General features: G+C 50.8%; 10 protein-coding genes. 4 read left to right on the top strand and 6 right to left on the bottom strand.

All coding sequences use genetic code 11. The features are described from left to right. Positions 1–5 precede the first annotated feature (5 nt). The 3 genes from hisA to hisIE are packed head-to-tail and all read left to right on the top strand — an operon-like array spanning position 6 to position 2127. Positions 6–743, top strand: a complete 738-nt coding sequence (gene hisA, locus R9X49_RS05285; RefSeq protein ID WP_127156802.1) for a 1-(5-phosphoribosyl)-5-[(5-phosphoribosylamino)methylideneamino]imidazole-4-carboxamide isomerase — start codon at positions 6–8, stop codon at positions 741–743. Then, positions 725–1501, top strand: a complete 777-nt coding sequence (gene hisF / locus R9X49_RS05280) for an imidazole glycerol phosphate synthase subunit HisF (RefSeq protein WP_319847469.1) — start codon at positions 725–727, stop codon at positions 1499–1501. The genes hisA and hisF overlap by 19 nt, the downstream gene beginning before the upstream one ends. Next, entirely contained in the window at positions 1495–2127 is a 633-nt protein-coding gene (gene hisIE / locus R9X49_RS05275) for a bifunctional phosphoribosyl-AMP cyclohydrolase/phosphoribosyl-ATP diphosphatase HisIE (RefSeq protein WP_319847468.1), read from the top strand. The genes hisF and hisIE overlap by 7 nt, the downstream gene beginning before the upstream one ends. A 60-nt stretch (positions 2128–2187) precedes the next feature. Here hisIE and R9X49_RS05270 read toward each other — a convergent pair whose 3' ends face one another. From R9X49_RS05270 to serC, 6 genes are all read right to left on the bottom strand, one after another. Continuing rightward, positions 2188–4044 (bottom strand): amidohydrolase, encoded by a 1857-nt coding sequence (locus R9X49_RS05270; RefSeq protein ID WP_319847467.1) that lies wholly within the window; start codon positions 4042–4044, stop codon positions 2188–2190. A 307-nt stretch (positions 4045–4351) separates the two neighbouring features. Then, complete coding sequence (gene ihfB, locus R9X49_RS05265) at positions 4352–4636, bottom strand: integration host factor subunit beta (protein WP_005967571.1); 285 nt, start codon at positions 4634–4636, stop codon at positions 4352–4354. A gap of 91 nt (positions 4637–4727) precedes the next feature. Further along, positions 4728–6401 carry a 30S ribosomal protein S1 gene (gene rpsA / locus R9X49_RS05260; protein ID WP_015839988.1) on the bottom strand — a complete coding sequence of 558 codons (1674 nt, stop codon included), beginning with the start codon at positions 6399–6401 and terminating at the stop codon, positions 4728–4730. A 115-nt stretch (positions 6402–6516) separates the two neighbouring features. Then, positions 6517–7194, bottom strand: a complete 678-nt coding sequence (gene cmk, locus R9X49_RS05255) for a (d)CMP kinase (protein ID WP_319847466.1) — start codon at positions 7192–7194, stop codon at positions 6517–6519. 222 nt (positions 7195–7416) lie between these two features. Next, positions 7417–8706, bottom strand: a complete 1290-nt coding sequence (aroA, locus tag R9X49_RS05250) for a 3-phosphoshikimate 1-carboxyvinyltransferase (protein ID WP_319847465.1) — start codon at positions 8704–8706, stop codon at positions 7417–7419. Between the two features lie 81 nt (positions 8707–8787). Further along, positions 8788–9873 carry a 3-phosphoserine/phosphohydroxythreonine transaminase gene (gene serC / locus R9X49_RS05245; RefSeq protein WP_263059440.1) on the bottom strand — a complete coding sequence of 362 codons (1086 nt, stop codon included), beginning with the start codon at positions 9871–9873 and terminating at the stop codon, positions 8788–8790. A 328-nt stretch (positions 9874–10201) separates the two neighbouring features. On the opposite strand from serC, the gene ycaO reads away from it, so the two are divergent. Beyond that, positions 10202–11965 (top strand): 30S ribosomal protein S12 methylthiotransferase accessory factor YcaO, encoded by a 1764-nt coding sequence (gene ycaO / locus R9X49_RS05240; RefSeq protein WP_319847464.1) that lies wholly within the window; start codon positions 10202–10204, stop codon positions 11963–11965. Positions 11966–12405: the final 440 nt, after the last annotated feature.

Genomic DNA, 12405 nt, shown 5'->3' with positions numbered 1-12405 from the left:
GCGTCATGATTATTCCCGCATTAGATCTGATTGATGGACAGGTTGTCCGTCTGCATCAGGGTGATTATGGCCAACAGCGCCAGTACGGCAGCGACCCGCTTCCCCGCTTGCAGGATTACCAGCAGCAAGGGGCTGGCGTGCTGCACCTGGTGGATTTGACCGGTGCAAAAGATCCCTCTGCCCGCCAGATTCCGCTATTAACCACGCTGTTGGCTGGCGTTAGCGTACCGGTTCAGATCGGCGGCGGCATCCGCACCGAACAGGACGTGGAAGCGTTATTAAAAGCTGGTGCCAGCCGTGTCGTTATCGGCTCCACCGCCGTGAAACAACCAGAACTCGTTCAGCAATGGTTCACCCGCTACGGGGCAGAAGCGCTGGTGCTGGCGCTAGACGTGCGTATCGACGCCAACGGCACGAAGTTCGTCGCTATCAGCGGCTGGCAGGAAAATTCTGACGCCACGCTTGAGCAGGTCGTCGAACAATATCTGCCGTTCGGTCTGAAGCACGTGCTGTGTACCGACATTTCCCGTGACGGTACGCTGAGCGGTTCCAACGTCGAGCTCTATCGTGAAATCAGCCAGCGCTATCCGCAGATCGCCTTTCAGGCATCCGGCGGCATCGGCAACCTGGAAGATATCGCCAATTTGCGCGGTAGCGGTGTGCAGGGCGTTATCGTTGGTCGTGCGCTGTTGGAAGGTAAATTTAACGTCGCGGAGGCTATTTCATGCTGGCAAAACGGATAATCCCCTGTCTGGACGTGCGTAACGGCCAGGTCGTCAAAGGTGTGCAGTTCCGCAATCACGAAATCATCGGTGACATCGTGCCGCTGGCGCAGCGCTACGCGCAGGAAGGTGCGGACGAGTTGGTTTTTTATGATATCACCGCCTCTTCCGACGGTCGTGTGGTTGATAAAAGCTGGGTATCCCGCGTTGCTGAAGTCATCGATATTCCCTTTTGCGTGGCGGGCGGTATTAAAAGCGTGGAAGAAGCAGGTCAAATCCTCTCTTTCGGCGCGGATAAAATTTCCATCAACTCACCAGCGCTGGCCGACCCAGAGCTGATTACCCGACTGGCCGATCGTTATGGCGTGCAGTGCATCGTCGTCGGGATTGATACCTGGCACGATGCCGCGACGGGTCGCTACCACGTTAATCAATATACCGGTGATGAAGCACGAACCAAGGTCACGACCTGGGAAACGCTGGATTGGGTAAAGGAAGTGCAAAAGCGCGGCGCGGGTGAAATTGTTCTGAACATGATGAATCAGGACGGCGTGCGCAACGGCTATGATTTACACCAGCTAAATCTGGTGCGTGATGTCTGTAATGTTCCACTTATCGCTTCCGGCGGCGCAGGCACCATGGAACATTTTCTGGATGCATTCCAAACCGCCCACGTGGATGGCGCGCTGGCAGCATCGGTGTTTCACAAGCAAATTATTAATATTGGCGAACTGAAACAATATCTTAAGCAACAGGGTGTGGAGATTCGAGTGTGTTAAGCGAAGAGTTCTTTCTAAACGACGAACAACGGAACCAACTCGATTGGGAAAAAACGGACGGCATGCTGCCGGTTGTCGTGCAACACGCGGTATCCGGTGAAGTGTTGATGCTGGGCTACATGAATCAGGACGCCTTACAGGCCACGGAGAAGAGCGGCAAAGTCACGTTTTTCTCGCGTACCAAGCAGCGGCTGTGGACCAAAGGCGAATCTTCCGGCCATTTCCTGAATGTCGTCTCGATTACGCCAGACTGCGATAATGATACCCTGCTGATTCTGGTCAACCCTATCGGGCCAACCTGTCATCTGGGGACCAGCAGTTGCTTCTCGCCTGCTGCCAGCGACTGGACGTTCCTCTATCAGTTGGAGCAACTACTGGCCGAGCGTAAGCACGCTGACCCGGATAGCTCGTATACCGCACGCCTGTATGCCAGCGGCACCAAGCGCATTGCGCAGAAAGTGGGTGAGGAAGGACTGGAAACCGCACTCGCGGCAACGGTACATGACCGCGAGGAGCTGACCAATGAAGCAGCGGATTTAATGTACCACCTGCTGGTGCTGTTGCAGGATCAGGATTTAGATCTGGCGACTATCATCAACCGCCTGAAAGCGCGTCACAATAAGTAAGCCTTTTCCCGCGTTATCAGTCATTGATAACGCGGGGTTTTAGCATGACAAATCGCGGCGTTAAGAATGACCAGCGCCTGAATGCACCTTACGCCCCCCTTTCCAGGTTTCCAGAACCGGGATATCACGCATACCTTTGACTGGGTTATTCTTATCTGCTGAGTCATAGGTCAACGGGGAATCTGCCAGAATCACAAAATCAGCACATTTACCTGCGACGAGCGAACCTACCCACCGATCGGCATGACATTGCCAGGCGGCATCATAGGTCGCGGCTTTAAGCGCGGCGAAACGGGAAATCCGCTCTTGCTCGCGCAACACAGCAGGAGCCGCCTGTTGAGGTGCGCCTTCCATCACCCGTGAAATAGCCTGTTCCATCATGCGCAGCGGGCCAAGCGGTGTAACACCGTTATCGCTGTGTAGCGTAATCCTCATCCCGTGATTAAGAGCGGATTGGCAGCGGTCGAGGTGATCTGCGCGCTCCTCTCCCAATATGGTTTGCTGAAATGCCCAGCCCCAATACCCCACATGACCAATTAAGAAGCTAGGCGAAATACCGCGTAGCACCATTTCAGACAGATGCTCATCAGTCAGCAAGGATGCATGTTCCAAACGATCGCGGCGCTGTTCATAAGTAGCCGATGTCACACCAGCCTCTTTAAATGACGCTAACGTCAGCCTAATGGCTTCATCGCCATTCGTATGAATCATCAACGGCCATTTATGTTGCACAACGCTACCCACCAGCGTATTGATGCTCGTGAGAGGATCGAAGTTAAAGGCACCGATATTTGTTTCACTCGGCGTTTTTTCATAGCTGCTGTTACAGCAATATGGCGAGGATTGATATCCCGTCAGCCCTTGATTAGAGCCATCCGAAATAATCTTGATATACGGTAAGTGAAAATGTTCATCACCGTATCCTGGGGTGTAAGAATCAACCACGTTACTCTTGAAATCATTATCACTCGTCACGAGCAGCGCGCCACCAATCCGCACCGGACAGCCCGGCAGATGCGCCCATTTATTCAGCAAGTTCACTTGATCAAAAGCAGACTGCTCGCTTTTGGGCTCAACGCCCGCATCGAGCATATAAGTCACACCGCGCTGACTCGCTACACCAAACAAATGGTGCACTGCGGCGACTAACTTCGCCGCCAATTCTGTTTGGGGGTAACTACGGGTAATGACGTCCACAACGGGCTCTATACCCGTGATTTCTTTCAAAATGCCGTCTGATGGAGCATCAACGCCTTTAGTTTTGACAAGTTTAATGGCACAGGTGTTGATATAGGCAAGGTGCATCGAGGCATTGATGACAAAAACGGGTCTTTTATCCGTCACATGCTCATCAAGAATGGTGGCATTGAATTCCTTCTCTCCGCCAATAAACAAGGAAGGGTCGGCACCAAAGCCAATAAGCCAGTCCAAATCCGACTTTCCCGCCACCTTCTTAGCCAGATTGGATGTCACCCAATCTCTATTATAATCGTTGCGTAATATCTGTTCTTCAAACGGACTAACATCATTGCCGATAGCAGATAACATCGCCGTATTAATGATATGTACATGCGGTTCAATCAGTCCTGGCAACAGTGCTTGCTTACCTGATAATAGGTGCTCCGATGTGTTTTTCGGCATTTTGACCTTCACATCTTGATATGAACCCGTTGCAACCACCAGTCCGTCATGAATCCCCATCGCTTCAACCGCAACGTCCCGCCCGTCCTCCAGCGTCAGAATCGCTTTTCCAGGACTACCGTCTTTATTTAGCGCAGAACGGAACAATTTCGTTTCGGTAAACAGACTATTCTCTTCTTCCGGGATCTCAATTGACGTTTTAGGGAGAAATGATTTCCACAGAGGACTGCAACAGGAACAGCTTATGCTGCCGGAATGACCACACGCTTCACTCATACACTTTCCTTATTTAGAGATAACGCATTAGAAATGTTAATGTACCGAATGAAAAGTAGGTAACAACCGTCAAAACTTCAACATCCAAACGGTTGGAAATCAAAAAATTCATATTTCGTGTGTGGACGATCACTGCGTCGATCGAATAAGCGGGAAAGAAGCGGCGTACAGCGTAGGATCGTCCCTGATTGATCATCAGGCTAAGTCATCTATCGTGTAGCATTTCGGAAAAAAGAAGAACAATGATAAGCATAAAAAAGCACCCAATAAAGGGTGCTTTTATAAGGCTGGTATTTATGGCTAACGATTAACCATAAATGTTAGCGCGGTCGCGGAGTTCCTTGCCCGGTTTAAAGTGAGGGACATACTTACCTTCCAGCTCAACTTTATCACCCGTTTTCGGATTACGACCTACACGCGGTGCACGGTAGTGAAGTGAAAAGCTGCCAAACCCACGGATTTCTATACGATCGCCTTCGGCTAACGTAGAAGCCATTTGTTCGAGCATTTCTTTCACTGCATCCTCAACCACTTTGGCCGGGATATGAGATTGCTGTCCAGCAAGCCTTTCAATAAGTTCAGACTTGGTCATAGCTCCTCCAAATGCGTGGCTATCAATAACCAGGATAACTGACTACCGTTACAAGAATGAGCAACTTACGTTGCTCATTCTACCGTTGTGATTACTCGCCTTTAGCTGCTTTGAACGCTTCTGCCATTGCGTTGGAGAAATTGCTTTCTTCAGGCTTGTTGTTGACAGTTGCGATTGCATCTTTCTCGTCAGCTTCGTCTTTCGCACGGACAGACAGGCTAACAACGCGGTTTTTACGATCAACACCGGTGTATTTCGCTTCAACGCTGTCGCCAACGTTCAGTACCAGTGTTGCGTCTTCAACGCGGTCACGAGAAGCTTCAGAAGCACGCAGGTAGCCTTCTACGCCGTCTGCTAATTCAACTGTAGCACCTTTGGCGTCAACTGCTGTAACTTTACCAGTAACAATAGCACCTTTCTTGTTAACAGACAGGTAGTTATTGAACGGATCTTCAGCCAGTTGTTTCACGCCCAGGGAGATACGCTCGCGCTCTGCGTCAACCTGCAGAACAACCGCGGCGATTTCATCACCTTTCTTGTATTCGCGAACGGCTTCTTCGCCAGCCACGTTCCAGGAGATGTCGGACAGGTGTACCAGACCATCGATGCCGCCGTCCAGGCCGATGAAGATACCGAAGTCAGTGATAGACTTGATTTTACCTTCAACGCGGTCGCCCTTGTTGTGGGTTTCAGCGAACAGCTGCCATGGGTTAGATTTGCACTGTTTCAGGCCCAGAGAGATACGACGACGTTCTTCGTCGATATCCAGAACCATCACTTCCACTACGTCACCAACGTTAACAACTTTGGATGGGTGGATGTTTTTGTTGGTCCAATCCATTTCGGAAACGTGTACCAGACCTTCAACGCCTTCTTCGATTTCAACGAAGCAGCCGTAATCAGTCAGGTTAGTCACGCGGCCAGTCAGACGCGTGCTTTCTGGGTAACGTTTAGCGATAGCAACCCATGGATCTTCGCCCAGTTGTTTCAGGCCCAGAGATACACGAGTACGCTCGCGGTCGAACTTCAGCACTTTAACAGTGATTTCGTCGCCCACATTGACGATTTCGCTTGGATGTTTAACACGTTTCCAAGCCATATCAGTGATATGCAGCAGGCCATCAACGCCGCCCAGATCAACGAATGCACCGTAGTCAGTAAGGTTCTTAACGATACCTTTAACTTCCATGCCTTCCTGCAGGTTTTCCAGCAGTTGATCGCGCTCAGCGCTGTTTTCAGATTCGATAACTGCACGGCGGGAAACAACAACGTTGTTGCGTTTCTGATCCAGCTTGATAACTTTGAACTCAAGCTCTTTGCCTTCCAGATGCAGCGTATCGCGAACCGGACGAACGTCTACCAGAGAACCTGGCAGGAACGCACGAATGCCGTTCAGCTCAACAGTGAAACCGCCTTTAACTTTACCGTTGATAATACCGGTAACAGTTGCAGCTTCTTCGTAGGCTTTTTCCAGCGTCAGCCATGCTTCATGACGTTTAGCTTTTTCGCGAGAAAGCAGCGTTTCACCGAAGCCATCTTCGATAGCGTCCAGAGCAACGTCAACTTCATCACCAACCTGAATTTCCAGTTCGCCCTGTGCGTTTTTGAATTGCTCTACCGGAATGGCAGATTCAGATTTCAGACCGGCGTCAACCAGTACGACATCTTTGTCAATAGCAACAACAACACCGCGTACGATGGAACCAGGACGGGTTTCGATTTCTTTCAGGGATTCTTCAAAGAGTTGAGCAAAAGATTCAGTCATGTTGATAATCTTAAGGGTTTCAATTTAACGTCCATCTGGCATCCTGCTCGATGGGGTTGTTTAACATGCCCCGCTGTGCATCCTTACAGCGAGGTAAAAATTCTGTGTTCTGTGATTACGCTAAAATTTCGCGGGCATAAGCCAACGCGCGCGCTATCACTTCATCGATTGTCATTTCCGTTGAATCCAGCACCAACGCATCGGCAGCCGGTACTAACGGCGCAACAGGACGGTTGCGATCGCGCTCATCCCGTTCTTTTATCTCAGACAAAAGACGTTCAAAGTTAACATTAAAGCCCTTCGCCTGCAACTGTAGCATGCGACGTTGTGCGCGTTCTTCCGCGCTGGCATCCAGGAAAATCTTCACGGGCGCATCAGGAAAGACCACCGTTCCCATATCACGGCCATCGGCAATCAACCCCGGAGCCTCACGGAAAGCGCGCTGCCGACGTAACAAGGCTTCACGAACACGAGGAAACGCCGCAGCCTGAGAAGCCGTATTACCTACCGCTTCAGTACGAATTTCGTGGCTAACGTCTTCGCCTTCCAGAATGACTTTTAACTGCCCGCTTTCTGCAACAAAGCGCACATCAAGATGAGAGGCCAGCGGGACCAGCGCGTCTTCCGAACTGATATCGACATGGTGGTGTAACGCCGCCAGAGCCAAAACACGATAGATAGCTCCCGAGTCCAGCAGATTCCACTGTAAAGCTTCAGCCAATGCCTTACACAAGGTACCTTTGCCTGCGCCGCTCGGTCCGTCAACCGTAATTACCGGTGCCATCACCGTCATTTCTCTCTCCTTTAATACTGGGAAGTTCCGCTTATGCCGTTTTATGGCATCACGGAGCCTCATTATACGCATCAATGCAAAGAAAGGTTACCCAAATGCCGGAATGGTGGGAAAAATAAGGCATTCTCTGAATGCAGCGCGCAATTCAGGAAGAAAAACAGAGCGCCGTTTGAGAGAAGCAGAGCCAGAAAAAAGGCACGGAGACCGTGCCTTAGAGAAGAATTAAGCCAGTTCGCTGAGGCGCGCCAGCTGTTCGAAGTAGTCGGGGAAGGTTTTAGCGGTACATTTTGGATCAAGAATCGTGACCGGCGTATCCGACAGCGCCACCAGCGAGAAACACATCGCCATACGGTGATCGTTGTACGTCCCGATTTCTGCCACTTTCAGCTTGGTTGGCGGCGTAATGCGAATGTAGTCGTTACCCTCTTCCACTTCCGCGCCAACTTTACGCAGCTCAATCGCCATGGCGGCCAGACGATCGGTCTCTTTCACGCGCCAGTTATAGATATTACGCAGCGTAGTAGTACCGCCCTGTGCGAAAAGCGCCGCCGTCGCGATAGTCATCGCGGCATCAGGAATGTGGTTCATATCCATGTCGATCGCATGCAGTTCACCGCGTTCGCATTCAATATAATCCTCACCCCAGCGCACGATCGCCCCCATTTTTTCCAGAACATCAGCGAAGCGAATATCGCCCTGCACGCTATTACGGCCAACACCGGTCACGCGCACCACGCCGCCTTTAATCGCCGCGGCCGCCAGGAAATAAGACGCTGATGACGCATCGCCTTCCACCAGATAGTCACCCGGTGAGCGATACTGCTGGCGTCCCGCAACAAAAAAGCGTTGATAGTTCTCATTACGCACTTCAATACCAAACGCTTTCATCATATGCAGCGTGATATCGATATACGGTTTAGAAACCAGATCGCCCTGAATGCTGATTTGCGTATCCTGCGCGGCCAGAGGCGCGGTCATCAACAGCGCCGTCAGGAACTGGCTGGATACGCTGCCATCGACACTGATTTCGCCGCCCTGAAAACCACCGTGCAGACGCAGCGGCGGATAGTTTTCCTGCTCCAGATAATCAATTTTCGCCCCGCCCTGACGCAGTGCGTCGACCAGATGCCCGATTGGCCGTTCTTTCATACGGGGCTCACCCGTCAGCACAATGTCGCCATCCGTCAGGCACAGAGCGGCAGCCAGTGGGCGCATTGCTGTACCCGCGTTCCCTAAAAACAGCTCCAGCGGTTGCGATGCCGTAAACGCGCCCCCCAGACCGGTAATCTCACACACGGTCCGATCGGAGGACAGATGATATTCCACGCCCAGCGCCGTTAACGCAGTCAGCATATGGCGGACATCATCACTGTCTAACAGGTTAGTCAGCCGGGTCTTTCCTTCGGACAAGGCGGCCAGCAACAGCGCGCGGTTAGAGACGCTTTTTGATCCTGGAAGGTTAAGGGTACCGCTAATCAGCTTGATGGGTTGTAGGGTCAGGGATTCCTGCATGTAAAGCCTATTCTTTCAACGTGGACATAAAAACCCCGGAAAGTCCGGGGCTGATCAAAATGTATCGAGGGGCGGTCTTAATCAACCGTGGCGACGAGCGAAGTCAGCCATGAATTCCGTCAGCGCTTTCACGCCTTCCAACGGCATGGCGTTGTAGATCGACGCACGCATGCCGCCCACTACACGGTGGCCTTTCAGCGCATGCAAGCCCGCGGCAACGGATTCTTCCAGGAAGACTTTATCCAGCGCAGCATCCGCCAGCAGGAACGGTACGTTCATACGAGAACGGTTCGCTACCGCGACGTCATTACGATAGAAATCATTACCGTCAATCGCGCTATACAGCAGGTCGGCTTTCTCCTGGTTGCGTTTTTCCATTTCAGCCAGACCGCCGTGCTCTTTCAGCCATTTGAAGACCATACCGGACAGATACCAGGCAAAGGTCGGCGGCGTGTTGAACATGGAGTCATTGTCCGCTAGGATCTGATAATCCAGAATCGATGGCAGCTCACGGCGCGCTTTACCCAGCAAATCGTCACGCACAATAACCAGCGTCAGACCCGCAGGGCCGATATTTTTCTGCGCACCGGCGTAGATCACGCCATAGCGGCTGACGTCAATACGGCGAGACAGGATGCTGGAAGAATAGTCGGCGACCACAATTTTGTCGCCAAAATCCGGCTCTTCTTCAATCGCAATACCGTCAATGGTTTCATTCGGGCAGTAATGTACAAATGCCGCGTCATCAGATAATTGCCATTCACGCATCGGTTTAATGCCGCGCAGGCCGTCTACACGCGTTTTCACATCGATAACGTTAGGCGTGCAGTACTTTTCTGCTTCATTGATTGCGCTGTGCGCCCAATATCCGCCGTCGATGTAGTCCGCCGTGGTACGCTCGCCCAGAAGATTTAATGGGACTGCCGCAAATTGCGCGCGAGCGCCACCGTGGCAAAAAAGCACTTTGTAGTTGGAGGGGATTTTCAGCAAATCACGCAGATCTTGTTCGGATTCAGCGGCAACCTGCATAAACTCTTTACTGCGGTGGCTGATTTCCATGACCGATGTACCCAGGCCATTCCAATTACACAATTCCTGTTCAGCACGACGCAGTACTTCAACCGGCAGCATTGCTGGACCGGCGCTAAAATTAAAAATCTGAGTCATTTCCCCTCACCACACCTGAAAAATAGCGGTTGTTTTATCACCGTTGTTACAAATACCATTTTTATAAACCTGTCGGTTATAAAAATACCGCTGTTACAAGATAGTAGTTATAACGGAACGACCGCCATAACCACACTACTTTTACCCTGCTATCGGTTTTATCACTCGTCAATCGCGGCTGCAACGCTTATTGCGCTTTCATTATGCAAAACGGCACGTTACGCCGTCTGTTCTTTTTCACTGTTGTCGATCTGTTATGAATAAATAGAGTCTGGACAGAAAAATCCGTATCATGCCGCTTCCGCTAATCTCGATAAGAGTGAACACCATGACTCAAACGTTTATCCCAGGCAAAGACGCCGCCCTGGAAGATTCCATCGCCCGTTTTCAACAGCAGCTCCAAGACCTGGGGTTTAACATCGAAGAAGCGTCATGGCTGAACCCGGTGCCAAACGTCTGGTCTGTCCATATTCGAGACCGCGATTGCCCGCTCTGCTTCACTAACGGCAAAGGTGCCAGTAAGAAAGCGGCACTGGCTTCCGCGTTAGGTGAGTATTTCGAGCGTCTGTCCACCAACTATTTCTTCGCTGACTTCTATCTCGGTAAGACGATCGCCAACGGTGATTTCGTTCACTACCCGAATGAAAAATGGTTCCCGATCCCGGAAGATGATGCCTTGCCGGAAGGCATTCTGGATGCCCGCCTGCACAAGTTTTACGATCCCGAGCAGGAACTGAGCGCTAGCGATCTTATCGATCTGCAATCTGGCAATGCCGACAGAGGCATTTGCGCGCTGCCGTTTACCCGCCAGTCCGATCAGCAAACCGTTTATATCCCGATGAATATCATCGGTAACCTGTACGTTTCTAACGGGATGTCCGCCGGGAACACCGCCAACGAAGCCCGCGTTCAGGGGCTGTCTGAAGTGTTCGAGCGCAGCATCAAAAACCGCATCATTGCCGAGTCCATCAGCCTGCCGGAAATCCCGCAAGCGGTACTGAATCGCTACCCTGGCGTGGTCGAAGCGATTGCAACGTTGGAAAAAGAAGGCTTCCCGATTTTCTCTTACGATGCCTCACTAGGCGGGAAATACCCGGTTATCTGCGTAGTCCTATTTAACCCGGCTAACGGCACCTGCTTTGCCTCCTTCGGCGCGCACCCTGATTTCGGCGTAGCGCTGGAGCGTACCGTCACCGAACTGTTGCAAGGTCGCGGTCTGAAAGATCTGGACGTCTTCACTCCACCGACGTTTGATGATGAAGAAGTGGCCGAACACGCCAATCTGGAAACCCACTTTATCGATTCCAGCGGCCTGATCTCCTGGGATATGTTCAAGAAAGAAGCGGATTATGAATTTGCTGACTGGAGCTTTAAAGGGTCGACAGAAGAAGAATTCGCCACGCTGATGGCAATCTTCAAGCAGGAAGATAAAGAAGTTTATATTGCCGACTATGAGCATCTGTCTGTTTATGCCTGCCGCATCATCGTGCCGGGAATGTCAGACATCTACCCTGCTGACGATCTGTTATTGGCCAATAACAGTATGGGCGCTCACCTGCGTGACACGCTGCTGGCGCTGCCTGGTAGCAAATGGGAGAAAGAAGACTATCTGGCTCTGTTACAACAGTTGGATGATGAAGGGCTGGACGACTTCACCCGCGTACGCGAACTGCTCGGCATTGCCACTGGTAAAGATAATGGCTGGTTTACTCTGCGCGTTGGCGAATTGAAAGCGATGCTGGCACTGGCCGGCGGCGATCTGGATCAGGCGCTTAGCTGGACAGAGTGGACGCAGGACTTCAACGACTCTGTCTTTACGGCGCAGCGCAGCAATTATTACCGTTGCCTTCAGACCCTGCTGTTACTGGCTCAAGAGCCTGAGCGCGACCCGGCAGAATACTACGACGCCTTTACCAAAATGTACGGCAGTGAAACGGTCGATGCCGCCAGCGCCGCTGTGGCTGGCGAAGCCTGCTTCTACGGTTTGTTTGCCGTGGATGATACCTTTACCACGTTACCTGCACACCAGTCTCTGTTGGCGGCCTATGAGAAACTGCAACAGGCTAAACGTCGTTACTGGCAGGCAAAATAATGTCTGACTGAGGCAACCAGTGCGTCTTATATTGATGAATACGCGCTATAGCAAATAGCAATCTGCCTCTGGTAATCCCAAATAGCCCTTTATTTTAAAGGGCTATTTTATTATCCACAGGGTAATATTTATTATTCGTAATGCATAATCAGAACATTGTTATTGAATAGTGAATTTTTAATTAAATTACGTCGACAAGGTGGTACTGAAATTCTACAAAACATGATTTTTATTAACGCTAAATCGGTAGGTTTAACGTATCCCATTCAACTCTTTTTGCAAAATTTAAAATATTTTTTTATTATTAAATTCAATCAATTAACCTAAAAAACACGGTATCTAACCCTCCTCACCACCTTGTTAATTTCTTGCAATATGATCCACGTCAAATTTTACCGTATACTGCTTTGTTAGTATCTCAATGCTGATAATTTTTAAGA

This window comes from Pectobacterium carotovorum (assembly GCF_033898505.1).
GTDB classification, from domain to species: Bacteria; Pseudomonadota; Gammaproteobacteria; order Enterobacterales; family Enterobacteriaceae; genus Pectobacterium; species Pectobacterium carotovorum_J.
This window is presented reverse-complemented; position numbering and strand designations above follow the sequence as displayed.